Genomic DNA, 24,352 nt, shown 5'->3' with positions numbered 1-24,352 from the left:
TTATTATGATGTATCAAGTTAAAATTGATATATCACATATATCGAAAAAACATAAATACTTTAATAGACAACCATTTGATTGATGCTGTCTTTTTATATATGGTATCGTAATGAATTACAAAATAAAATTTTGCAATCAGGCATCTTGTACATAAAAGAGATTGCGATAAAATAATTTTTTAATATAAAAAGTAAGATGACTGACTTAAAGACTAAATTAAAGGGAGTAAGATAAAGACGGACAGATTGGAGAGGGTGTAAGATGAACAGCACGAATCCTCCAGAATAAGTGGCAGGCTGCTGGTTTTTGTTTCAAGCTTTTCCTTTATAGTAGTTAAAACCTAAATAAGTTTCAACCGTTTTGCACTTCTTCACTCTAGATTTAACGTAAGATATTGAATTAATTATACAAAACTTCAATAATCTTTTATTGGCACCACCGCACTTGTTTTTTTGAGAGAGATTTGACAGGTTTTAAAAATAAGTGAGTGGAGAGCCAGCATTTTTTGATGGGTTGTGTGGAATGCCATCAAAAGAAATAACCATCTGAATGAACTGCTTATTTTTATTAGTATTTACTATGCATTAGCTTATCATTAACTTAGCAGTTGCTCAGCATTTACTTAATATTTACTTATAATCAGCTTAGCATTTGATAAGCATCTTCAACAGGGGTTCCCAGAACGTTGATTTCATTGTTTATACTTGTCCCTTCCCCTGCATTTTTGACCAACAAAAAATGACCATGCTCGGGCATTGAAAATCCATTCTGTACTGCCTGCCAACTCCATCCCTGGCCAGCCAAAGTCTTAGCTGGTTGCTCAAGCCCCTGATAAACTCTCGGGCCATGTCTTCACCTGCCGCGTCGTCCAGCGGTTCGAGCTCGTCAACCATCTCTTCCAGGTCTTCGCTGTCCCAAGGCGGGGCGAGATCGGTAAAGAAGCTGCGCGAGGTGAACAGATCAAAATCCTTGGTCTTGATGTTGTCCCACTCGTAAACCGATCCGACAATATCTCCGGCAATAGCTCCAATCATTTATCCCTTCTCCTTGTTGCGAGATAGTGGCTGACCGGGACAGGCACAAAGGTCCAGAGATATGCCGGGATTCAGCCTGGATTGATATACAGAACAACATTTTAGCCGTTTTGTGAGGCGGACCCTGAAGGGGCAACTGGTATTGGTAAGGGATGTAAACAACTCCTCAGGCATACATCAGGCGACGTCCTTTGGGTTCCGGAACAGGGTCTCCAAATTCCCTGGCAGTATCTATCCAGAGCTGTATCGCTTCTTTTACATTGGCATCCGGAATGAATTTGCCCCTGTAGATGAACGGAGCATCTTCCACGGTGTTCAGGAGATTTTTGACGAAGGCCTTAAAGCGGTCCTTGTCAAAAGGGCTTTCAAAGGTCTCTCTTATGAGTTGTCCGGCCTGGCTTTTATCCATTGACGATTACCTATTCCGAAGGTTCCTGTTGCGGATATTTTTCAACCTCTTCCCTTAGATATCCGATTTTCGGGCCGGTTTTTTCCTCTTCAGACAGAAGCTGTTTGATTGCTTCAAATACCAGGCGGAATTGTTCATCATATTTTGCTTCCATCTCCTCGATCCTGCGCCTCAGGTCCTCATTATCAGCCAGCATCCGCCTGAGCCTGGTAAAGGCCCGCATGATCTGTATATTTACCTGTACAGCCCTCTCGCTGTTTAAAACAGAGGACAACATGGCCACCCCTTGTTCGGTGAACGCCATGGGGTAATACCTTGCCCCACCCCATCTTGAGGTCACAAATTGTGACCTCAAGTTCATAACCTCCTGTTTTGACAGCTTAAACATGAAGTCTTCAGGAAATCGTTTTATGTTTCTCCTTACAGCCTGCTTTAAAACCTTGGTTTCGACTCCGTATAGTTCTGCCAGATCGCGGTCCAGCATAACTTTCATCCCTCTAAGGACAATGATTTTTGCGGTGATTGCTTCCAAGGGTATGAGATCACTCATTTAACCTCCTCCAAGATACATGGAAAGGATAACTTCCCGCTTGCCGGAGATGGCGCTGCCTTGTTCAACGTAGTGGGCCAAAAGCAGTCTTTCCGGAATGTTTTTCTGCAGCGTGGCCAGCACTTTCAAGGGGTTGAGCAGTTCATCCCCCAGGTTCTCCAGAGACCTGAAGGTCTTCTGAGCTGTTTTTCTGGGCAGGGCGCCCTCCTCCAGCCGGGACAGAACTGTCCTGACATATTCTTCCTGGTCCTCGGTAAATCTCTGGGAATTGGCCAGGGTGGCCTTCAGCCGACTGTTTCTTTGGGTTTCTTTGTCTTTGGGGTCGGACCTAACCATCATCCTTAAATATCAGGATAAATATCCCAAAATAGCCTATTTTCGGAGCTTAGAAGCCCCATTTTACCCTCAAAAACATCATTGTAAGCCGATACAGGTTCTTTAAGTGCGTACATCCCTGACTTGCCTACTTCATGGACCCTGCGGCCGCAAGCTCTGCCGCCAAGCATTTCCTTGACCTTTTCGACAAAATCTTTGCAGCCCACTGCAACACCTTCAGTCCAGTCGGCTTGCCTTGGAGTTCTCTCATCCAATGCTGTCTGAACCCACCCAGAGTAAATACCTGATAAACCATCATCGATATCCAGGAGTTTTTGCAAGAGATCCCTATTGATAATCCGGTATCTTTGTTGTGGCTCGACTATTTCAGGGTATCCCCCGTGACTCCACTCATTGGGATGCTTAACCACTTTGGACCTGACCATATTCAAGTCTATATAGACCAGACATCGAACAAGGTGTTCATCAACATCCACTGCTGTAGCGTGATACCTGTCTTCCCAGAAAGCCCCCTTACGCTTCTTCCTTTGATTGTATTCCTGGCCTGTCCTGCCAGCTATCAATTGTAGCGATCTGGGTATAGCATCTTTGTCTTCATGTCCGTGTACCAGCAAGTGAATATGACCTGTCCCGTTAAATTTTTACCCCGTGAAGCTTTCTTTTGCTTTACTGGGGCCGAAGGACAGCGCAGCGCATTTAACTGGGATTCGAGGTAACCGTATAGTTCAATACCTGTAGCCCATACCTTTTTTTGGCTTCAAACAACCATTTTACCCATGTGCTACGGTCCTTGGCGAATTTAAGCAAGAATTCCTTTTTATGGCATCTATGGGTAATATGCCATACATGATCAGGCAAAAAATATCTGTTGGCTCTGGGCATATTTGCTTACAACTGGTTTTTGAGCATCGAAATGGGCGTTCTAAGGCCAATTTTAGACTATATAGAGGATATTTATACAATCAACTCAATAACTTGATTAGGTCCGACCCCAAATCTTCAAATCTTATTCAAGAGTGTTTGCTGTCTCATACCCGTCTCCTTTCTTTCGTGGTTATATGAACTTGGGTACGTTTAAAGTCAGTTGTTACGCTTCAGAACGCACAATGTATGCCAATCTGGTATATGTTGCTACAAGCTTTTAAATGATTATATTATACGTCAGGACAACTTATCACAAATGAATTGACTTGAACTCCAAATTATCATAGCTGTTCTGCATGCCACAACATAATTTTATTCCCCGGATTTTGAGCATTGATCTGCCGGAAAACAGGTCCGCCTTTCTCTGGGGACCTCGCAAGACCGGAAAGACCACGCTGCTCAGACAACAGTTTTCTGAAGCGTACTGGATTGATCTCCTTGACTATGAACTGTTCATGCTGCTGAGCAGGGAGCCGTTCAGACTGCGCCGGATCCTGGAAGCCCAGTCGTCCATGACCGTGGTCATCGATGAAGTCCAAAAAATCCCTCATTTGATGGACGAAATTCACTGGCTCATGGAGAATCGCTCTTACCGCTTTCTTTTGTCCGGTTCCAGCGCCAGAAAACTTAAGCGCGGCAACGTCAACCTGCTCGGTGGACGGGCCTGGCGTTTCGAACTTTACCCTCTGGTCTCACGTGAGCTTGGGGGCTTTGATCTGGAAAAAGCTCTTGTCTCGGGATTTTTGCCTTCTCACTACCTTTCCCCGGATTATCGCATGGATCTTCAGGCATATGTTCACGATTACCTTAAGGAAGAAATTCAGGCTGAAGCATTGACCCGCAACCTCCCTGCATTCTCCAGGTTCCTGCAGTCGGCTGCGGCAACCAGCGGCATGCTGCTGAACTATTCCAACGCTGCCAGAGACTCGGGCGTATCTGTGAAGACCATCCGTGAATACTATCAAATCCTTGAAGACACTTTGATCGGCAGAATTTTGCCGCCTTGGAAAAAAAGCTCAAGGCGACGGCTCATAGAAACTGCCAAGTTTTATTTTTTTGATGTTGGTCTGGTCTCTGCGCTGCTGAACCGGTATTCTCTCAGTCCCAAGACCAGGGAGTTCGGCAGGGCCTTTGAACAGTTCATCCTTCAGGAATGCTGGGCTTACAGGCACTATAGCCGCAAGGACTTTCCCGTTTCATACTGGAGGACAGCCAGCGGATCTGAGGTGGATATCATCCTGGGAGACGCGGATGTGGCCATTGAGGTCAAGGCGGGAGAGCACGCTGCATCGAAATTGCCTAAAGGGCTGCACCTGTTTGGGGAGGAGTGCAGGCCAGGGAAAAGTATCATTGTTTCGCGAGACAGGTATCCTGAAAAAATCAGCAGCCGGATCACGATTTTGCCTTGGGAGCAGTTCTGCGCAAAGCTCTGGAACGGAGATATCATATAGGCAGCTTTCATCGTTTTTGGCCCCAAAAAAAGTATCCTAAGATAATTTTTTAGCCCTGTAGAGACAATTTACTCAATCAGTTCAACAACCTGGTCAGGTCCGACCCCATAAGTCACCCGGAAACATTCTAATTTATGAGTAGCTATGCAAAACCTGATTTAGCCTGGACATTAACTCCCGGCCTTCCTGCATCCCCGGTTTTAGAGGCAAAGTCAGTATTCTTTGGGGTCGGACCTAACCATCATCCTTAAATATCAGGATAAATATCCCAAAACAGCCTATTTTCGGAGCTTAGAAGCCCCATTTTACCCTCAAAAACATCATTGTAAGCCGATACAGGTTCTTTCAGTGCGTACATCCCTGACTTGCCTACTTCATGAACCCTGCGGCCGCAAGCTCTGCCGCCAAGCATTTCCTTGACCTTTTCGACAAAATCTTTGCAGCCCACTGCAACACCTTCAGTCCAGTCGGCTTGCCTTGGAGTTCTCTCATTCAATTCTGTCTGAACCCACCCAGAGTAAATCCCTGATAAACCATCATCGATATCCAGGAGTTTTTGCAAGAGATCCTAACATGGCTTTCTTCATAGAAACCTCCATTCTTAAGTTTAGTGTATTGCTGAAAATGCTCGTAGTGCTTTATTTCTGATAAATTCTTTTCTCTTTTCATCACTAAAATGGCTGGGAATCACAGTATTTCTAATAGCATAAGTCATATAGGTAATTCGATTTTCTGAATATTTCCTGTTGAATGAAATATATTCATAATTTCCCACAAAAATCAAGCTATGCCTTTCAGCTAGCGTTGCTAGCATCATATCTGACTCAATATTGTTTGGCATAACAACTGTTCCAAATAATTCATCCTTACCTGTGCCAGGAACAAAATACCAGTTTAGAGGCAACCTGACAGTAGAAATTTCTAATAATTCATCTATCCAATCTCTATTGTCTACTTTTGCATAGCAATGTCCATGAATATATTGAGTGCTTCTTGATATACCTCCAAAATATGGCTCCCCCCTTCTCTCGATATCTCCTTTCACCAATATATTTAAAATCATCGCTGATTTTAATTTGCTGTGGTGGACCCCAAAAAACAACATTGTTTACAGGATCATCTGAAAATGTGACACAGGCTGATAGTAAAATAAATAAGAATGACATAATAACCCAATTAAAAAATTTCATGAAAAACTCCTGTGATATAACAAGTTACTTGAAAGCAATATTGCTGAGCTATTGCCATACAAATAAAAAGCCCATCCCCACCTTCAAAGGCGGGAACGGGCTTGTATTTTACTCTCTTCCCTTCAGACCATCATCAAGATTCAGAATACTGTGTAAGGACCAGCCTGAATAAACACCACATTGACAAGGCATGAATACCACTTGACAACTCTCTCTTGACGGGGGGTTAAGGATATTATGATTCGTCTAAATACCTGCATAAACTAATAAGACAGATCAATCAACAATAACCGTGTCGGAATAAAAATTATGTGATATCGTCTCCTTGCAGACAGTATTATCCGCGACCCCGCCATTCCCGAACCTGATTTTTATGCATGTTCTTTCTGATATGAACAATATTCTGTGGATCAGCAGACTCATTCTCCGGCAATGGATCAATACGCCTGGTCTTGCCCATCTCAGTTATGCTTTTGAGTTTTCCGAGTATCTCTGCACCAGGTAATGGCTTTGAGTCGCTATAATACTCAAACCAGGGCATACCGTAATCAGAGTAATCCCTGGCAGTAAGAGGAAGTGAAGGAGGGTTCTTGCCTGTGATGGCTTTCCAGACCTCGGAATTGGTCAAATGCACAAAACACCTTGCTGAACGGTTCAAATCCCATTCAGACATGTCAAGCTCATCTTCATAAATTTCCTGGCGCATTTTTCCGCCCGGAGCCAGAGACATATCTGGTGGTGCAGAAAGACAGTAGCTAACGCTACTTTCATCCAAAACATAGTGTCTTTCATCACGTTGTATTATAGGAAATCTCTTTTCAAACGCGGATCTCTTCATGGGATAAACTTCAATCTGCAGACCTCCCGTCTCCGCACTTTTAGTTATCTGCTCTTCAGCACTATACCCGTCTCCCAGAGGCATGGCCACAAACTGGCGGATAAATCCCTTTTCAACACAATATCCATCCAGCCAGGGTTGATCTGGGATAACCATGTAATCCTGGGGATTGCGGGATAAACCATTGGACCACTGTTCTCCTGTGACAGCGTTTATTTTGCCTGCTGCAATTTTTACAGCAAAGGGGTAATCAGTTTGATGATCATAAAGGTAAGTGGAATTAAAATTTATCCACATGGCTTCTGACTGATACATAGGCAGCATCACACCACCACGCTCTTTCCACTTTTCAGGCAGGTTGTGTAAATGATCATCCACATGTTCTATGGGGAAAGAGCCAAGTCCCGGAGGAAGCGGATACTCCTTATCATCATCAGGAACGCGCAAAGTCTTTTGAAAATTAATGGACAGGCTTGCACTCCCATGAACATCTGGGAAGCTGAAACGCAGAGTGTTGTCTCTTAACTCAATCATGATTCCTCCTTATGATTATTACCAGTCACCATCCCGGACTTCCCGCACCAGCCTGAGAACGGCATGATCCGGCATTTCCCCGAGTTCCCTGATAAGTTCTGTGAATAGTTCAGGTCTTTTTCTGATAATTGCCTGGATTTCTGTTGACACTTTCCCGCTCAGGGCCAGAAGCAGGTCCGGGTTTTCCCCCAGCTCCCCGGCCAGAGAGATTATCTTCGCCTCGGACAGAGGCACAGGCCAGCCCCGCTCAATCCTGCTCAAATAGGACGGCTCAACGCTGATTCTCCCTGCCACCTGGCGCAAGGAGTACTTCTTGTCGGTTTTTTTCAGTTCAAGGCGCTTTTCACGGACGTATGATCCAAAAGGTGTTTCCATAAGACTATTGTGGACTCCATAATACACGAAGTCAAGGTTTTTTTAAAAAATCCGCCCACCCGATATAAAAAAGGACCAACTGCCTGCTGGAATGGATTTGAATGGCTCATTGGCGGCTACAGGCATGCCTGCTGGACTGAATACCGACCCGGTTGCCCATGATGCCTGGTTTAGAGCCAGGGTCAGGGAGGCCCTTGAGGACTCGCGGCATCCCATGTTGCATGAAGATGTTGAGGCCCGTTTTGAAACCAGACGAAACAAGGCTCGGCATATTTCCCCGAAGACATTCCACAGTATAAAAAAATCGCTTAAACTCCTCATCAAGCCCGGTAAGCAGTTCGAATTGGCTATATGAGAGGCTGCTTATGAGCTTTTCAGGCGACAAAATAAATTGTGCGGACGCTGTTCGCACTTTTTGGCTGTTAATGTTTTGGGAAGCAGGTGGCCGGTTTGTGCGGGTACTTTCCCCTGAATTGCTACTAAACATCATAGAGTAAAGGGCAGGCTTTTGAGCGCAAAAGTCTGCATATTTTTATAGTACACTGCTTTTGACTTTTTGATTATGGAACTATAATCTTTTTTTCAGGAGTACATGAATCATGAAATCTTTTCTTCCGGTGCAATTATTATTGATCATGCTGCTTTTGCTGAATCTTCCGTCCTGCGGTGGAAGCAGCGCTGGCGATGAAGAGCTTGCAGACAAAGTCGGCCAGATGCTTATGATCGGCTTCAGAGGGCTGGTGGTTGATGAGAACAGTCCCATTGTCCGGGATATTCAAAACGGCCTGGTAGGCGGAGTGGTGCTGTTTGATTACGATGTGGCTCTGGAAAGTCCAGCCAGAAATGTCCAGTCCCCGGATCAGCTGAGAAAGCTGGTTGCTGATCTGCAGGCTGCCGGCCCGGATACCCTGTTGGTGGCTGTGGACCAGGAAGGCGGAAGGGTGGCCAGGCTCAAGGAAAAATACGGATTTCCACCCACCGTATCCCAGCAGTGGCTGGGTACAGCCGATGATCCTGAGCTGACGTATGAATATGCATCAAAAACCGCCGTTACCCTCAAGGATATGGGTATCAACCTGAACCTGGCTCCAGTGGTGGATGTAAATGTCAATCCGGACAATCCGGTCATCGGCAGACTGGAAAGAAGTTTTTCATCTGATCCGGAAAAGGTGGCTGTGCACGCGGCAGAGGTAATAAAGGCCCACAGGGACAAAAATATTCTGACCGCGCTCAAGCATTTCCCGGGTCATGGCAGTTCCACCAGGGATTCACATCATGGTTTTACAGATGTGACCAATACCTGGCAGGAACTGGAACTAAAACCCTATGAACTTCTGTTTGATTCCCCTGGAATGGATATGGTCATGACCGCTCACGTCTTCAATGCGCGTCTTGACCCGCAATGGCCGGCCACCCTGTCTCCCGCGGTCCTGACTGGAATGCTCAGGGAGGACCTTGGCTACGAAGGAGTCATCATTTCTGATGATATGCAGATGGGAGCCATTCATGACGAGTATGGCCTGGAAACAGCCCTGGAGCAGACCATCAAGGCCGGGGCGGATATCATAATCTTCGGGAACAATCTTGTTTATGACCAAGATATCGCCTGGAAGGCCAGGGATATAATTCTGGATCTGGTCCGTGCAGGACAGATTCCCAGGGAAAGAATTGATGAGTCTTATGAACGGATTATGCAGCTTAAGTCAAAACTGCAGTAACTTGAAGCCCAACGCGGGCCATGCCTGTAACCCGAAAACATTTCCTCACGCAAAGGCGTCCATTTAAATCTTCCTGGAGGTGCTTACGCATTTAATCAGGCCAAGGCGTGACAAGCAAAGCTCGCCAAGGAAGGCAGGTTATCCGGAAAAGTTCAAGCAAAGCACGGCAGTTTTTCATACCTGATTTCATCGATACCCACCTGACAATGGCCTGTCTGCAGCTGCATATTTTTAAGTCCAGAGGCCGTGGCAGCAAGCCTTGCTTCAGGCAGTGCACTGCCTGTAAGCTCAAGGCGCAGTCTTAAGCTGCGGCTTTTTTTTCTCTATCCAGCAGTATAAAAACCAACAGGTTGGCAAAAAAACCCACCACGATCCCGTGAATTTCCCAGGGGCCGTTCAGGACATAATTCCAGATGAGCAGGGCCGCAATCCCCGCTCCAGCTCCACCTAAGAACTTTGTGCTGCTGACCCTTCTCTGCATTATGGCCATAACCAGGGGCACCAGGATTATGGGGGCCCAGAAATTGTATGCATATATCAAAATGTCCAGCACGCTTTCGATGGATAAGGCAAAAACCACAGCCATCACTCCCACAAGAAGTGTTACGCAGCGGGCCATTTTGACCTCGGATTCCCGGCTCATGGGTGTTCTGCGAAAGGGTTTCACCATGTCGTTACTGAAGCAGATGGCAGCGGCATTGAGAAAAGAGTCCGCTGAAGACATTATAATGGCAATAACAGCTGCAATTACAATGCCTTGCAGCAAAGGCGGCAGTGCCTGCTGCACCACGTAAGGCATGGCCAGATTGGGGTTAAGTTCGGGATTCAGCACCAAGGCCACCATCCCTATCAGCCCGGTGACAGCAAAAAAAGGAATGGAAAAAAGTCCGCTGTAAAGGGTGCCTCTGACAACCTGGCTCGCATTGCGGCCGATGAGCAGTCTTTGAAGGTATGGCGGAACAAGGGTCTCTCCGACTACAAAAGCCAGAAAAAGGGAAAAAAGGGCGATAACTGCTGCAGGTTCAAGGGAAATGCTTAAATGTCCCTGCGGTACAGTGCTGATAATGTGCTCCACTCCACCTGCACTTTGAATTCCCATGAAAAGAGTCATTGGCAGGCCCACTGCCAGGATTATGAACTGTACAATATCAGTCCAGACCACAGCCTTCATGCCTCCTGCAGTGGCGTAAGCGATGACAATACTACACCCTAGCAGTATACCCCAAAAACGTTCAAACCCGAGAAATACATTGGTAATGTATCCGATGGCACCGATTTGCGCGCCCAGGATTCCGGCACAAAGAATGAATCCGAACAGACCTGAAAATACCTTGGCGGTCTTGCCGTAATGAACCTCCATTATATCGCCCACTGAGATGGCGTCCCGGTATCTGTCCATCCTGGGGGCTATATATCCTGCCACAAGGATTTCCTTGAGGCTGAAGCCCCACAGGGCAACTATATTGACAATGCCGAACAGAAAAACCTTTTCAGCATTGCCCATGGAAAAACCGCCTCCAATAAAGGATGCGGACAGGGTGGCAAAAATTACCATCGAGCCGTAGGCTTTGCCTGCCACAGCGAACTGGGAAAGATTTTTGATGCCCCGGCCGGCCAGTATGCCGATAATGAGTACGCCGGCCAGGTAAACCAGAATAATAAAGTTGGTCATGAAAAAGTCCCTTACAGGCTGCAGGTTTAAAGGCAAGGAAAAAAGCTTCTGGGTCCAGAGAAAAGCCACTTTTTAGACCGGATGACTGGTTTTCCGGGTTTGCATTCGTCCACCACTGTCGGCCTGGGGGAGTTTGCGCCATGCTTGAATTAAATCCCCCCTGTCTACTTCAAAACATGGGCCTGCTGCGCCTTTCTGTTGGTGGCGCTGCCGGCCCGGATTTCTTTTTTATCCAGCCTGAGTTTCACATAATCGCTCAAAAGGTAGATGATGCGCTCCACCTTGTGCGTGGACTGCAATACAGCCTTGAGATGGGCATCATCATGCTCCTTTTGCCTGCCCCGGTATTTGTCCCGAAGATGGTCGAAGCGCTGCCGGTATTGCGATGTAAGTCCTTCCAGCATGGTAAAATCCATTACATCCCCGGTCTCAACAGCCATGGCTGTGGTATCGATCATGGTCCTCAGGCTTTCATGCATGAGCTGCTGCAGTTCTGATCCATCCACTGAAGGCTGCATACCCTTGCCGGGTTTTTGCTCCAGAAAGGCGTAGAGGTTGTTTTCCAGTGAAATGGCTATTTCCAGGCGGGCATTGCACTGGCGGTAGTTGTTTATGGTTTTTTCGTTCAATGGTTCTGCAGCTACCTGGTCCAGAGATTCTTTGAGCTCCCCGGTGAGGTAGAGAAACCTGTTGTGCATTTCTTCCAGCCTGGACCGGTGGACAGGGGCCGCCCTGGACTCGTCGTCTTCGGTATAATAGCCGGAGACAACCTTCCACAGATGGGGTTCTTTTTCCCTGAACTGCTGCAGGCGGGTATCGGGATGTGTGTAAATATCCCCGAACTGGAAGGGATTCATATAACCTTTCCAGAGGATAAAAAAACGCAAAGCGAAAAGAAGAAGCACCATGAACATGGTCAAGTAGAAAATAAGCCCCAGGCTTATTTCATAGGGGGTGTACATCAGGGCGCAGGTGTAAATGATGCCGCCCAGAATGGAAATTTCTGCATAGGTGTCCTGCTTGAGCATTTCGATGTTGAAGTCCGCCCTGACAATGTCCCGCAGGATCACGCCTCCGGAAGAAGTAAGAACCGCCATGGCCGGACCCCAGAGCCAAAGCGGTTCGGCCCTCATCTCCAGGGCCACGCCCACTCCGATGACGGTGAAACTGGCTACGGCCCAGGCATCGAAAAACTTGAACAGGCGGTCAAAAACGCTGCCAAGCCTATTTTCAATAAAAGCGTCTATTTTTTTGGCCAGGGTGCCGGAACGGTCGTGAATAAAATCGTAATACCTGATGATTGCGAATCCGGCCAGGACTATAGCAATGGCCACCAGGAAATAAGCCGGGGTTTCCAGGACAAAGACCTGGTCCACCCCGAGAAAAAGATCGCGCAGAACCCCGCCGCCGATGGCCGGCAGTGTAGCCAGAACCAGTGCCCCGAATAAATTGTAGCGCTCTTTGCGGGCCAGAAGCACCCCCGAGGTACAAAATGCCGCTATGCCCAGGAGATTTAGCACGGCGAACCAGGTCTGGCCGGTGGTGATGGACAGGTAAGCCGGAAGGACAAAGTCGCGGTGCAGGGTGCTTATACGTCCCTGCTCCTGCATGTCCTGCAGGATGGAGTTGAATTCTTCCAGCTGACCCCTTGATATGCTTTTTTTGCTAAAGAGAATATGAACCGGGATTTCCTGGCTTTTGATACCCAGTTTCTGCACCAGGCCGGATGCCTGAGACCTGGCAGTGAGGCGGTCCATGATTATGGGGTTGGCCACAAAAAGGTCCACCCTGCCCTCAACTACCAGGTGCAGGTTTTCCTCATAACCCTGGGAGGTGATGAGTTCCAGGTTAGGCGGAGGATCCTGCATAAGCTTCCTGAACTCTTCTGAACCGTAGGCATGGCCTTCAATCACGGCAATCCTCAGTTCCTCGCTTTGCAGGAACTGGAGTAACTCCTGCACCGAGTTCAAAGAGCTCAGCTTATCAATGCTTTTGTGGTAGTAGATTTCGTTTCTTTCTGTGCGGTAAGGCTTTGAAAAGTAAGCGAACTCCTCGCGGGCTTCTTCATAATAGGCCCCCATGAGAAAGTCTGTTTCACCGGTTTTGAGGCCTTCCAGGATTTCAGCCCAGGACATGGGCTCGAAAGTTACCCTGTGCCCGGTCTGCTCAAAGAGCTCCCTGGCTATCTGTATATCCAGTCCGGTGACTTCGGCCGCTGTTCCTGTGCCTGCCTGCATTTGATATGGTTCATCCGGGTACCAGCCGCTTCGCAGTTCATGGGCCTGGTTTTGGGCAAAGGCAGGATACAAAATGCCTGACAAAACCACAAAAAGACAGATGAGAAAGCACAGCCTGCAGGATTGCAGAGCCCTGTATGCAGAATTTATGGTCAAAGCAGGCATGGCTTGAAACATTGTCTTTTTATCTTGCTGGTAAACAGGAAATTATCCAAAGGCCGGGTTTGTATAGTTGATGTTTTGTCCAGGAACTTATTCTTTTCAGATATCCTGCCTTTTTATTTTTCCACAGTTACCGGCTTGTCGGATGTGCCGGCGTAAAATACAATTATCTCTGCCGGTTCGTCCGCCTCGTTTACCCCGTAATGCCATTTATCCACCACCTCCACTATGGCTTCTCCAGACTGAAGGATGAGGGTCTCGTCTTCTTCCGTGACCACCTTCAACTCTCCCTTTAGCAGAACACCGACGTTGATTACAGGGTGCTTGTGCAGGGGCAGTGTTGTCCCCGGAGGCACAGTTATTCTAAGCACCTTTATTTCAGGAGTACCCTCTGGATAATCGGGAAGCATTTCCCCGTCCCAGCTCTTGCTGGTCTGAATGAGTACCTGCGATTCAACCCCGGTCTCTTCACCAGCCCATGCGTTTGTCCACAAGAGCAGGGTCAGCAGCATAAATGAAGCGATACATTTTTTCGTATTCAAGATGTTCTCCTTAAAGATGTGACTGAAGGAAAATATTGCAGATTTATTGATCATGACCGGTTCTGAGGATCTTGAACTGGAAGTATCTGTTTAGCGCTTTTAAGGAAAGCAGGGGACAGGCACTCCGGGACCCACTTGAGCATCATTTTGTGCTTAAAATATCTCATTTTTTGGGACAAGTGGGTCCCGGAAGAGCCAGTCCCCATGCCACATGCAAAGCGCTAAACAGATACAACTGGAAATACCCAGGATTGAAGATCTACCTCAAACAGCTGATTTCAAATAATGTTCCTGCTGGATGCCAATGTTGTCTCCGAGTTGAGAAAAATCCGCCGAGGCAAGGCTGATCCGGGTGTTATGCCATGGGCCGAAGGAGCCGTCAGCAGTGCTTTCTACCTCTGTGTAATAACAGCTCAAGAGCTGGAAATCCGGATTCTGCTGGCTGATATACGTGATCCGGAAAAGGGAAAAATTTTGCGTTTTTGGTTGAAAGGCAGAACCCTAAAGGCCTTGGATGTGTAACCAGTCAGGGGGACAGGTACCGGCCAAAGGGACAGTCCCCGCGACACTTGTCCTGCACAAATTCACAAAGTACAGACGCAAAATTTTGTGAAGCTGCATAATCATTACTTAGCGGGGGACAGTCCCCTGGCCTTGTGCCATTAGTCACCACCGAGGACCCCCCTGAATGCTTACTTGGATGGGATGTTTCAGGTTCAGGCCGGTAAATGAGAACTGTTCAATTTTTTTGGCAGTCTGGGGTTGCTGAACAATAATTCAGCAACCCCAATAAGTTACAGGCTTTCAAGGTGTTTCAGCAAAGACTGACGTTCAGCATCGCTTAGAGGCTCTCCGAAATTTCCCTTGCCCTCCATTCTACTGACCGTGTCTTTCCAGCCGTCCATGTCATGGCCGGCTCTTTCAATTCTTCCAGCCCCATGACATGTTGTGCAGCGGTTTTCCATAATGACCTGTCCGTCGTCAGCCTGTAGGCTCTTGCCCTGCAGGCCGAAAACAAGAAACCCGCTTAGAATCGCCATGCATAAAGGTGCCACTATAAACTTTTTCATTTTCTGCTCCCCTTGTTGTTTCTCTTGTTAACATGTTACTGAAAAGCTTACTTCAAGAATCAAATTTAAATTCAGCATAAGACAGGGGGTTGTAAGTTGTCAATCAGCAAGGAATTCCAAGTCCAAACAAACAGGATTCCAGAGTTTATCGAGTATATTCAATGGGTTATGTTGGAAAGTGTGGCAATATTTGCTGCGCTGCATATGCCGGATTTGAAAAAGGCTTTTGTCCTGGTCAAATTCATACTCAGGTTTTCCTGCTTTTCGGGATGCTCTGGATCAGAACTAAAGGACGGGGAAAACCAGCAAGTCTTATTCAGTCAGATGTAAATAATTCAGGACAGGACCTCTCTATACAGGACCTCTCTATCTCCGGAAAATTTTTTTTAGATCTTGATATCCGGCAGCCAAAGTAAAAATAAGGATTAAAACAAGAATGTAAAAAGCCGGACTTCCGGCGGGCAGCATTTGCAGGAAATAAAGAAAAGGAAAGGCTATAAGTAAAAGCAGCCCAATCAAGAAGAGATAATATCCAAGAGATCTGTTGCTCATAACTGTTGACCTCCTTTGTCATTGTTCACGAGTCAATAGTTCCACGGCCAAAAAATCTGGATGACATGATGTGTCAGCAAAAAGTTTTTTTGGCTCCACACTGCTAAGGATCTGTCACGATATAAGTGTTAAATTTGTCTTATTGTTCCCACGCTCTGCGTGGGAACATTCCCTGGACGCTCCGCGTCCACAATGACCGCAGGAGCGGTCGGGCTACGCTCCCACGCAGAGCGTGGGAGCGATAAACCCCCAGATTATGCAAGCATTATGTAACACTTATTTTATGACAAACACTAACTGATAATATATGTCAGCGATTAAAATTGACAACCGGAAATGAAATTGAGGCTAATCGCTTCAGGCTGTTTGCATTCACGATTGATATATCTTAATTCTTCCCTTGGCTGTGGTTTAGAGCAGCCTGGCGGATAAGCAGGGACTTATGAAGAGAAGCTTTGAAACACGAAAATGGCTGTAGAGGATGCGGGGCATCCTGCTGGCCGGGCACGGAGGTGGTAATGAGATCCAATGTTTTTTTCAGGCCGGGCAAAGTAATCACCTTGCTGGTTGCGGTTTCCGTGGTATGTATGCTGTGCGCATCTTCTTGGGCTCTGGCCGGCAGTAATGGTTCCCAGCCAGCAGACGTTACAGGGGAGTCTGTAGACGAATTTGAAGGCGGGGAGCGGTATCAGGCCGGTGAGATCAATATCCTTCATCTTTCCGGATCATACCGGGAAATGGGGCGTCAATACGGCAGGTTGCTGTCCAAACCCATGCAAGATCTTTATCAGTCAGCCATTGTAGAATATTTTAAAAAAGAGAAGGGGCTTTCTTCTGAGGACATGCTTCTGGCCGCCAGAGGTCTCTACGAATTTTATCCCCGGCGATTCAAGGATATCATGGAAGGAATGGCCGAGACGTCCGGTCTTTCCCTTGAGGAGCACATCCTGCTCAATGCCCTGGAACTTTACGGCACCATGAGCGGATGCTCCGCCATATTTGCCTGGGATGATTATACGCCCGGCGGACAGCTGATTGCCGGAAGAAACTACGACTGGTTCGACAGCTACACGGATTTTGCCGAAAGCCTCACCGTTACCGTCTTCAATCCGGATTCCGGAGTTCCAGCTACTATTGTCACCTTTGCCGGGGTAATCTATGCCACAACCGGAATGAATGCCAAGGGGCTTTTTCTGGAGCTGAACAATGCATTACCTTCCGGTGGTGGACTCACCTATACCAACCGGGTACATGCCATAAGCAATCTCATGGCTTTTCTTTTCGACTACGAAAGCATGGAACAACTGGACGCGGCCATGAACACCACCCGTTCCAATTTTTCCTATATTATTAATACAGCCGACTCCAGGGGGGCTTATTCCTATGAATGGCCACCTTTTGATCTCCTCCGCCGCTCAGGGGATGAGCCCGGGCTTCTGGTGTCCACCAACCATTTTGTTGATCCCTCATGGGGACTGATGCAACAGGAGGGTACCGGGTTTCGATCCGTTGAGCGCCGCGACAACCTGCTGGAGCAGGCCCGCAAATACAAGGGAAATATTGATCTGGGGAAAATGAAGGACATGTTGGACACGCCCCTGGAAAAGGGCGGACCCACCTGGCCGGATCAAGGTGATATCCGGACCGTTTATCAGGTAGTCGCAGTGCCGGAGTCGCTCGCTTTGTGGGTCAAGGTGCCCGGCTTTCAGGACTGGATCGGTATTGACCTCAAATCACTTTTTCATGAACAGGGATCAGAAGTCAGAGGTTCGGGGTAAGTTCAAATAAATGTAGCCATTCAGTATCCGACTTTTTGCGGTCGTCGATTGATATGTCTTGCGTAAATTTTTTCCCTGCAACTACACTTAGCAAATGGATTACTTGTTAAAGTATGGATGGATAAATATCGTTTTAGAGTTAATTGCAGACCTGTTTTCCAGTCAAAATAACAGATGTTGAATCAGAATAAGTATCCTTAACCATGTATATCGCAGAAATGCTGCATGCAGAATAATAAAAGTTCGACTTTCAAAGACATGAAGAAACGGTCCAGGGCTCCGGGCCATCTTTTGTATGCCGTTGACGAGCATCCTCCATGGTGGATGAGTGCATTGCTGGGCCTGCAGCTGGTACTGCTCATCGTTGGTCCCATAACCATTACTCCGGTGGTGGTGGCCAGGGTGGCTGAAATCGACCCCGGGCAGTTCTCTTGGATCATTTTCGCCTCGCTTGTGGCCAGCGGCATCGGTACCTTTGTCCAGGTCCGGCGGGTGGGCAAAATCGGGGCAGGGTATCTGCTGTTTATCGGTTCCTCAGGGGCGTTTATCGCCTGTTCTCTGGCAGCGGCCGAGGTAGGGGGCATGTCCCTGGTGGCCACCATGGCTGTTCTTTCGGCTCCGCTGCAGATTCTTTTCGGGCTGTTTTTAGGTCCTTTGCGCAGGATCATCACTCCCCTGGTGGGAGGCGTGATCATAATGCTCATTGTAGTCAGTGTGCTGGGAATCGCCCTGGATCTCATGAGCGGACAGCAGGAGGATGTTCCGCAAAGTTACTACCTCCTGGTATCAGTGGGCACTCTGGTGTTCATCCTCCTCCTGGCGGTGTTCGGAAACAGGGTGGTGCGTTTGTGGAGCCTGGTGCTGGGTATTTTTGCCGGCACACTCATGGCATCATTTCTGGGCATGACCGACTTTTCCGGGCTGGCCGGGGAAAGCTGGGCCGGACTGCCTTCGGGCAGCTGGCCTGGATTCTCCCTGGTCCCTGCACCTGAGTTTTTGTCCATATACCTGGCCTTTGCCCTGGTGACCATTGTGGGGGGCGTGGAAACCCTGGGCGACAGCATGGCCATCCAGAAGATCTCACAGCGAAATTTCCGCAAAATCGACTATGAAAGGGTCCAGGGGGCCATATATGCCGATGGTACAGCCAACGCAATAGCCGGAGCCCTGGGAACAATCCCCAACACCACCTATTCCAATGCCATTCCGGCGGTGGAGCTTACCGGTGTTTCCGCCCGCAGGGTCGGCTACTGCGCTGCCCTTATCCTGGTGCTTCTGGCCTTTTCCCCCAAAATGGCCGCACTCATTGCCGCAATTCCTTCCCCTGTAATCGGGGCTTTTTTGTTTGTCCTGCTGTCCATGCTTTTTGTAACCGGGATAAAGCTGGCGGCTTCCCATGGGCTTAATTATGAAAGCGGGATTATAATCGGGGTTTCCTTCTGGACAGGCTATGCCTTTGAAAACCAGTTCTTTTTCCCTGATATGATTCCGGAAGCTGCCGAGCCTTTCATGGCCAATGGCATGGCCATGGGCGGACTTGCCGCTATTTTGCTAAGCCTTCTCTTTCACTTGAGACCCGCAGGCCAGGCCAGCTTTGTCGTGGAGCGCAACGTGCGGGATTTTACCCGGCTGCAGAATTTTATCAATGAATACGCCTCAGCCAGGAAGATTGCCCCTTATCAGTTACAGAAGCTGCACCTCACCGCAGAGGAACTTTTCGCTTATCTCTGCGCTTCAGAAGAGTTCAAGGCTCCGCGCATGCAGGTGAACCTGCGCAGGGAAAACAGAAAAATTTACGTGGAATTCATCGACTCTTCCTCTGCCCGGGACCTGGACTTTGCCCTTGAGGCACTAGAGGAAAAAGACGGAGAGGTGGATCCCGCAGAACTCGGGCTTCTTCTTCTGGGAAAATATGCCGAAAACATAAGGCATATCAAGATCGGAGGTATCAACTATATTTCCTTTGAGCTGCCTGATGAAGAGTAGGAACAAGTCTGGAAGACAGCAGCAAAGAGAGGCAGGAGGCCCCCATGCAGGCTGTAATTTTTCATGAGACACTGCGCTATGTGCAGGATCATCCAGTGCCCGGTCCGGAAAAGGGTCAGGCCAGGATAAGAGTGAATCTGGCCGGGATCTGCAGGACCGACCTGGAGATCATGAAGGGCTACAAGGGCTACAAGGGCATCCTGGGCCATGAGTTCACCGGGGTGGTGGAAAGCTGTAATGATGCTTCCTGGGTCGGCAAGCGTGTCGTGGGGGAGATAAATGCGGCTTGCGGCCTCTGCGAGTGGTGCATGGCAGGACTTGGCCGGCACTGTCCCAACCGCGAAACTCTGGGGATTTCAGGCCTGGACGGATGTATGGCCGAGTACTGTGTACTGCCGGTGACAAATTTGTTCAGCGCCGATGGCCTTTCTGAGGAAAGGGCTGTTTTGACCGAGCCCCTGGCCGCGGCCTGTGAGATCCTGGAGCAGGTTCCCCTGCAGGGCAATGAAAGGGTGGTGGTTCTGGGAGACGGCCGCCTGGGTATTCTCTGCGCCTGGGTCCTGGCCACGGTTGCAGGCCGGGTGACCCTGAGGGGGCATCACCGGGACAAGCTGGAGCTGGCCCGGTGGCGTAGTCTTGAGACCTCCCTGCGGGGAGAAGGAATAGAGCCGGGAGCAGATGTCGTGGTGGACGCCACAGGCTCGGGCAGGGGAATTGAGCAGGCCATGGACCTGTGCCGGCCCCGGGGGACCATAGTGCTCAAGTCCACAGTGGCCCTGCAGGGCGAGGTAAACCTGGCCCCGCTGGTGGTAAACGAGATCACCCTGGTGGGGTCACGCTGCGGGCAGTTCAGCCACGCCCTGGACATGATGCACAGATTCCCGGACATGCCCCTGGAGCGCCTGATCACCCACCGCTATCCCCTGCACCAGGCCCTGGAGGCCTTTGAAACGGCCCAAAGCGGTGAAGCACTGAAGGTAATCCTGGAAGTTCACAAGGGATGACCAGCCGGCACTTGTAAACATTCAGGCATTCATGATGGCATTACTCACCACTAAGGACTGCCTGAATGATGTGGCTGCAAAAGTGACTTTTTGCAGTCACATCTATTATGAGGAGATGTGGGAAAAATGCATAAAAAATCAGTATCTGTTTAGCGCTTTTAAGGAAAGCAGGGGACAGGCACTCCGGGACCCACTTGAGCATCATTTTGTGCTCAAAAAGACTCAATTTTTGGGACAAGTGGGTCCCGGAAGAGCCAGTCCCCGTGCCACATGCAAAGCGCTAAACAAATACAAAAATCAAGATGTTGCAATGTATCTGCAACATGGCGAGACTGTTATTTTACTATTTTTTGCAGATAAGATGTTGATTTGAGCAGTATAACATGCCGTATTATTTAAAAAAAGCAGCATTCATGCTCAAGTAGTTGAAATTGTTGGTTGATTTTTTTTGGGTTGGAAGGGGTTGCGTTATGCTAAAAAAAATGCAATAGGGGTATGCACTTGACTCCGGTTCCTGCTGACGCTTAATATTCCTCCCCATGGAGGACTACCCGACAACTATTCTTGAACTGGAAGATCGGTTCAGCTTTGAAAAAGATTGCCGTGAGTACCTTTTTAAACTTCGCTGGCCCGAGGGGTTCCGGTGTTCGCGGTGCAGCCATGAACAATATTGGCAGAGAACCAACGGCCTCTTTGAATGCAAAGGATGCGGGTTTCAGGTTTCTGTAACTGCCGGTACGATTTTTCAAGACACCAAGAAGCCTCTTCGTCTCTGGTTTAGAGCTGTTTGGCACGTGACCAGTCAGAAGTATGGGGCCAATGCGTTGGGTCTTCAACGTGTCCTCGGACTTGGGAGCTATCGTACTGCTTGGTCTTGGTTGCATAAACTTCGTCGAGCAATGGTTAGACCTGGAAGGGATAAGCTATCCGGAATCGTCCAGGTCGATGAAAGCATGTTTGGTGGCAAAAGGCCTGGCAAAAGAGGCCGTGGAGCCAGTGGAAAGGCTTTGGTATGCATAGTTGCACAAGTTGATGGTCAGCGGATTGGCAGGATCAGGCTTCAAGTTATCCCAGATGCTTCTGCTGAGAGCCTGGAAGCTGCAATTATGAATACCATTGAGCCAGGAACCGTTGTTCAAACTGATGGCTGGCGAGGATACAACCAACTTCAAAAAAAGGGCTATGCTCATGAAATCGTTCGCAGTGATTACGTTATTGGCGATGATCTGCTGCCCTTTTGTCATCGCGTAGCAAGTCTTCTAAAAAGATGGCTTACAGGGACACATCAAGGTTCGGTAAGCCACAAACACCTTGGTTATTACTTGGACGAGTTTACATTCCGTTTTAATCGAAGGACTTCTCGATCACGAGGAAAACTCTTCTATAGGTTAATACAACAGGCTCTGATGATTGATCCGGTCACAAACAAATCTTTGGTTAAAAAACAAGAAGTTGAGAAATGAACCGGAGTCAAGTGCATACCCCTAAAATGCAATTTTAAAATTCTTTTTTTTTAATATGATGGCAAGGAAAAGGTCAATAGTTGAGCTGTACTTTGAAACCCTGGTAACCTGGACTTTGTACGCATTCGTGCATTTTAAAAAACCGGCCTGAAAAGCCCTGCGCTCATGGCCGGGTGTTTTATGCGCAAACGATACCCATGCCTGCCAGTTGAGCACATGCCGGGCATGGTCGGTTCAGGATGGTGCTCCAAGGCGTGAATGTCATATGACATCTACATATAATCTTTATAGTTTATGCTTAAGCGGCGATGCATGTTATTTTTTATTAACCAAGGAGGTTTTTTATGGCTATTCAGGATGAGATTCCCAAGTCGCGGCTGACTCTGCGGTACCGCACAGAAATAAACGGTCAGCCTCAGGATGTACAGCTGCCATTGAGGCTGCTTGTAACCGGTGACTATTCACTGGGAAGTTCCAAGGACAGAAAACTGGATCTGGATGAGCGCAAGATGCGCAACATGGATGGCAGAAATACAGATGCCGTTATGAAGGATATGGGCATTAACCTGAAATTTTCTGTCCCCAACAAGATCGATCCAGACAAAGAAGAAGACATGGAAGTGGAGTTGCCCATTGAAAGCATGAAAGGTTTTTCCCCGGATCAGGTGGCTCAAAACGTGCCCAAGCTCAAGGGGCTGCTTGCTCTAAAGAGGCTGGTGCAGGAAGTAAATTCCAATATCGACAATCGCAAGGAATTTCGCAAGCTTTTAAGCGATCTCATCAGCAATCCTGATGCATTGTCCAAAATGCAGGAAGAGCTTAAGGCATTTGAAAATTTTAAGCTCCCTAAAGGCAAAGCCCAACAAGAATAAGGCGCAGGTCTGGCACAGTCAGTTTACAACAATTTTAAATCAGCGAGGATTTGCATATGGCGGAAGAAAAACAGCAGGCAGAAAAGACTGAAGAGCAAACCCAGGAAGCCATTGATTTAAAAAGGTTCCTGTCCAGTATGCGTCTGAGTACTGAAGTGAGTGAACCGGTGCCCATGGTTCAGGACGGCCTGTCCAGTGTGCAGGAAAATATAAGCGATGAAGACCGCTTTATATCCGGCCTGGCGGCTTTGCTGATGAACGTTGATCCATCAACAGGACGTTTTGACAAGGCCCTGATCCAGGACATTGTGGCCCAGATTGATGAAATGGTAAACAGTCAGCTCAATGAAATCATTCATCACGATAACTTCAAGCAGGTGGAGTCCAACTGGCGTTCCTTGAATGATCTTATCCAGAATACCAATTTTAAAGCCAATGTCATGATTGACATCCTGGATGTTTCCAAGGACGAGCTCTTTGAAGACTTTGAGAGTAACGCCGTGGACATCACTGGAAGCGCACTTTTTAAAAAGGTCTACGTATCCGAATATGACCAGTTTGGAGGCAAACCTTTTGGCGGCATAATCGGTCTTTACGAATTTACTCACACCCCTCAGGACGAATTCTGGCTTAAAACCATGGGCAAGGTTGCAGCGGCCAGCCATGCGCCCTTTTTAAGCTCTGTTTCCCCCAGTTTTTTTGGTTGCGACAGCATAGAAGAGCTTGCCGGGATCAAGGATCTGGAAGGTCTGATGAATCATCCCAAGTACGGTTCCTGGAACCAATTGCGTGACTCCGAGGAAGCGGCCTACCTGGGACTGACTCTGCCCAGGTATATTGTTCGTCTGCCGTATGATCCGGCTAAAAACCCCACAGGGGATCTCAATTTTTATGAAGACGTCAAAGGAGATAATAACGAGGACTATCTGTGGGGCAGTTCGGCCATCCTGTTTGCTCAGAACATGGTACGTTCATTTGTCCAGTCCGGGTGGTGCCAGTATCTCAGAGGGCCTAAAGGCGGGGGGCTGGTGACCGGACTTCCGGTGCACGCCTTCAACATCCGGGGTGAAGAAGAAATCAAGGTCCCTGTGGAAATGGTTGTTCCGGATTACCGCGAACTGGAATTTGCCAATGCCGGTTTTATTCCCCTGGTTTACCGCAAAGGTTCGGCAGAGGCCGCTTTTTTCAGTGCTCAGTCACTGAAAAAGGCCAAAAAATTCAAGGATCCCAAAGATACGGAAAACTCGCAACTGGTAACAAACCTGTCATATACTTTTTCCGTCACCAGGGTAGCTCATTACGTCAAAAGCATCATGCGGGACAACATCGGCACCAGTGCTGATGCTGCCTATATCAAGCAGGCTCTTGAAAAATGGATATTCAAGTATGTCACTACTGTTGTCAATCCCGACGACCTGACACTGCGCAATTATCCGTTCAAAGCTGCTACAGTTGACGTTGTCCCCAGAGAGGGAATGATTGGCTGGTATGACTGCTCCATAAGCATTCTGCCCCATATTCAGTTTGAAGGCATGGATGTGGAACTCAAACTCGATGCCCGGCTTTAGACAAGGAAGCCGCACATAGAATATCCTGTGTTTTACTTATAGATTGTTCGTTTTTGACACGGAAAAATCCGAAAAAAATCAATTAA

Annotated in this window: 25 protein-coding genes; 11 read left to right on the top strand and 14 right to left on the bottom strand. The window is 48.0% G+C overall.

From position 1 onward, the window contains the following. Window positions 1-699: 699 nt before the first annotated feature. The 5 genes from DTHIO_RS22385 to DTHIO_RS09390 all read right to left on the bottom strand — a co-directional run bounded on the left by DTHIO_RS22385 (window position 700) and on the right by DTHIO_RS09390 (window position 2,944). Complete coding sequence (locus DTHIO_RS22385) at window positions 700-1,035, bottom strand: hypothetical protein (protein ID WP_008870070.1); 336 nt, start codon at window positions 1,033-1,035, stop codon at window positions 700-702. Between the two features lie 166 nt (window positions 1,036-1,201). After that, on the bottom strand, window positions 1,202-1,444 hold the full coding sequence (locus DTHIO_RS22380) for a type II toxin-antitoxin system HicB family antitoxin (RefSeq protein ID WP_008870069.1): 243 nt from the start codon (window positions 1,442-1,444) through the stop codon (window positions 1,202-1,204). 10 nt (window positions 1,445-1,454) lie between these two features. Beyond that, entirely contained in the window at window positions 1,455-1,994 is a 540-nt protein-coding gene (locus DTHIO_RS09400; RefSeq protein ID WP_008870068.1) for an ORF6N domain-containing protein, read from the bottom strand. Beyond that, on the bottom strand, window positions 1,995-2,333 hold the full coding sequence (locus tag DTHIO_RS09395; RefSeq protein WP_144311500.1) for a hypothetical protein: 339 nt from the start codon (window positions 2,331-2,333) through the stop codon (window positions 1,995-1,997). It lies immediately after the preceding gene. A 2-nt stretch (window positions 2,334-2,335) separates the two neighbouring features. Then, window positions 2,336-2,944, bottom strand: a complete 609-nt coding sequence (locus DTHIO_RS09390; protein WP_244156346.1) for a transposase — start codon at window positions 2,942-2,944, stop codon at window positions 2,336-2,338. Window positions 2,945-3,550: 606 nt separating this feature from the next. On the opposite strand from DTHIO_RS09390, the gene DTHIO_RS09385 reads away from it, so the two are divergent. After that, entirely contained in the window at window positions 3,551-4,705 is a 1,155-nt protein-coding gene (locus tag DTHIO_RS09385; protein WP_008870067.1) for an ATP-binding protein, read from the top strand. 247 nt (window positions 4,706-4,952) lie between these two features. Here DTHIO_RS09385 and DTHIO_RS09380 read toward each other — a convergent pair whose 3' ends face one another. The 4 genes from DTHIO_RS09380 to DTHIO_RS09365 form a co-directional block, all read right to left on the bottom strand. Then, on the bottom strand, window positions 4,953-5,201 hold the full coding sequence (locus tag DTHIO_RS09380; RefSeq protein ID WP_244156345.1) for a hypothetical protein: 249 nt from the start codon (window positions 5,199-5,201) through the stop codon (window positions 4,953-4,955). Window positions 5,202-5,312: 111 nt separating this feature from the next. Next, a complete protein-coding gene (locus DTHIO_RS21120; RefSeq protein ID WP_161598658.1) occupies window positions 5,313-5,750 on the bottom strand; it encodes a hypothetical protein in 438 nt (145 codons plus the stop codon). Between the two features lie 482 nt (window positions 5,751-6,232). Further along, complete coding sequence (locus tag DTHIO_RS09370) at window positions 6,233-7,267, bottom strand: hypothetical protein (protein WP_008870065.1); 1,035 nt, start codon at window positions 7,265-7,267, stop codon at window positions 6,233-6,235. Between the two features lie 18 nt (window positions 7,268-7,285). Then, window positions 7,286-7,642: a helix-turn-helix domain-containing protein gene (locus tag DTHIO_RS09365; protein WP_008870064.1), complete on the bottom strand. Its 357-nt coding sequence runs from the start codon at window positions 7,640-7,642 to the stop codon at window positions 7,286-7,288. Window positions 7,643-7,733: 91 nt separating this feature from the next. Here DTHIO_RS09365 and DTHIO_RS20820 point away from each other — a divergent pair, with 91 nt between their 5' ends. Both DTHIO_RS20820 and DTHIO_RS09355 read left to right on the top strand, forming a co-directional pair. After that, the gene (locus tag DTHIO_RS20820) at window positions 7,734-7,997 is read left to right on the top strand and encodes a hypothetical protein (protein WP_008870063.1); all 264 of its coding nucleotides are present in this window, start codon (window positions 7,734-7,736) and stop codon (window positions 7,995-7,997) included. 244 nt (window positions 7,998-8,241) lie between these two features. Next, window positions 8,242-9,360: a glycoside hydrolase family 3 protein gene (locus DTHIO_RS09355; RefSeq protein WP_008870061.1), complete on the top strand. Its 1,119-nt coding sequence runs from the start codon at window positions 8,242-8,244 to the stop codon at window positions 9,358-9,360. A 301-nt stretch (window positions 9,361-9,661) separates the two neighbouring features. Here DTHIO_RS09355 and DTHIO_RS09345 read toward each other — a convergent pair whose 3' ends face one another. The 3 genes from DTHIO_RS09345 to DTHIO_RS09335 form a co-directional block, all read right to left on the bottom strand. Further along, window positions 9,662-11,032 carry a sodium:solute symporter family protein gene (locus tag DTHIO_RS09345; RefSeq protein WP_008870060.1) on the bottom strand — a complete coding sequence of 457 codons (1,371 nt, stop codon included), beginning with the start codon at window positions 11,030-11,032 and terminating at the stop codon, window positions 9,662-9,664. A gap of 164 nt (window positions 11,033-11,196) precedes the next feature. Next, a complete protein-coding gene (locus tag DTHIO_RS09340) occupies window positions 11,197-13,353 on the bottom strand; it encodes a TRIC cation channel family protein (protein ID WP_161598657.1) in 2,157 nt (718 codons plus the stop codon). A 194-nt stretch (window positions 13,354-13,547) separates the two neighbouring features. Next, the gene (locus DTHIO_RS09335) at window positions 13,548-13,973 is read right to left on the bottom strand and encodes a cupin domain-containing protein (RefSeq protein WP_244156344.1); all 426 of its coding nucleotides are present in this window, start codon (window positions 13,971-13,973) and stop codon (window positions 13,548-13,550) included. 285 nt (window positions 13,974-14,258) lie between these two features. On the opposite strand from DTHIO_RS09335, the gene DTHIO_RS09330 reads away from it, so the two are divergent. Then, window positions 14,259-14,495 carry a PIN domain-containing protein gene (locus DTHIO_RS09330; RefSeq protein WP_008870057.1) on the top strand — a complete coding sequence of 79 codons (237 nt, stop codon included), beginning with the start codon at window positions 14,259-14,261 and terminating at the stop codon, window positions 14,493-14,495. Between the two features lie 272 nt (window positions 14,496-14,767). Here DTHIO_RS09330 and DTHIO_RS09325 read toward each other — a convergent pair whose 3' ends face one another. Beyond that, a complete protein-coding gene (locus DTHIO_RS09325) occupies window positions 14,768-15,043 on the bottom strand; it encodes a hypothetical protein (protein ID WP_008870056.1) in 276 nt (91 codons plus the stop codon). Between the two features lie 1,070 nt (window positions 15,044-16,113). Here DTHIO_RS09325 and DTHIO_RS09315 point away from each other — a divergent pair. The 5 genes from DTHIO_RS09315 to DTHIO_RS20470 all read left to right on the top strand — a co-directional run bounded on the left by DTHIO_RS09315 (window position 16,114) and on the right by DTHIO_RS20470 (window position 21,826). Further along, the gene (locus DTHIO_RS09315; protein ID WP_008870054.1) at window positions 16,114-17,373 is read left to right on the top strand and encodes a C45 family autoproteolytic acyltransferase/hydrolase; all 1,260 of its coding nucleotides are present in this window, start codon (window positions 16,114-16,116) and stop codon (window positions 17,371-17,373) included. Window positions 17,374-17,598: 225 nt separating this feature from the next. Next, complete coding sequence (locus DTHIO_RS09310; RefSeq protein ID WP_008870053.1) at window positions 17,599-19,359, top strand: uracil-xanthine permease family protein; 1,761 nt, start codon at window positions 17,599-17,601, stop codon at window positions 19,357-19,359. Window positions 19,360-19,403: 44 nt separating this feature from the next. Beyond that, window positions 19,404-20,363: an MDR/zinc-dependent alcohol dehydrogenase-like family protein gene (locus DTHIO_RS09305; protein WP_008870052.1), complete on the top strand. Its 960-nt coding sequence runs from the start codon at window positions 19,404-19,406 to the stop codon at window positions 20,361-20,363. Window positions 20,364-20,394: 31 nt separating this feature from the next. Further along, complete coding sequence (locus tag DTHIO_RS09300; RefSeq protein WP_008870051.1) at window positions 20,395-20,736, top strand: hypothetical protein; 342 nt, start codon at window positions 20,395-20,397, stop codon at window positions 20,734-20,736. Between the two features lie 166 nt (window positions 20,737-20,902). Next, the gene (locus DTHIO_RS20470; protein ID WP_008870050.1) at window positions 20,903-21,826 is read left to right on the top strand and encodes an IS1595-like element ISDth3 family transposase; all 924 of its coding nucleotides are present in this window, start codon (window positions 20,903-20,905) and stop codon (window positions 21,824-21,826) included. A gap of 134 nt (window positions 21,827-21,960) precedes the next feature. Here DTHIO_RS20470 and DTHIO_RS21415 read toward each other — a convergent pair whose 3' ends face one another. Beyond that, on the bottom strand, window positions 21,961-22,098 hold the full coding sequence (locus tag DTHIO_RS21415) for a hypothetical protein (RefSeq protein ID WP_153305067.1): 138 nt from the start codon (window positions 22,096-22,098) through the stop codon (window positions 21,961-21,963). Window positions 22,099-22,170: 72 nt separating this feature from the next. Here DTHIO_RS21415 and tssB point away from each other — a divergent pair, with 72 nt between their 5' ends. Together tssB and tssC are read left to right on the top strand one after the other, a co-directional pair. Next, window positions 22,171-22,698 (top strand): type VI secretion system contractile sheath small subunit, encoded by a 528-nt coding sequence (gene tssB / locus DTHIO_RS09285; protein WP_008870049.1) that lies wholly within the window; start codon window positions 22,171-22,173, stop codon window positions 22,696-22,698. Between the two features lie 56 nt (window positions 22,699-22,754). Beyond that, window positions 22,755-24,266 carry a type VI secretion system contractile sheath large subunit gene (gene tssC, locus DTHIO_RS09280; protein ID WP_008870048.1) on the top strand — a complete coding sequence of 504 codons (1,512 nt, stop codon included), beginning with the start codon at window positions 22,755-22,757 and terminating at the stop codon, window positions 24,264-24,266. Window positions 24,267-24,352: the final 86 nt, after the last annotated feature.

The sequence above is a fragment of the Desulfonatronospira thiodismutans ASO3-1 genome, assembly GCF_000174435.1.
In the GTDB taxonomy this organism is placed as follows: Bacteria; Desulfobacterota; Desulfovibrionia; order Desulfovibrionales; family Desulfonatronovibrionaceae; genus Desulfonatronospira; species Desulfonatronospira thiodismutans.
This window is presented reverse-complemented; position numbering and strand designations above follow the sequence as displayed.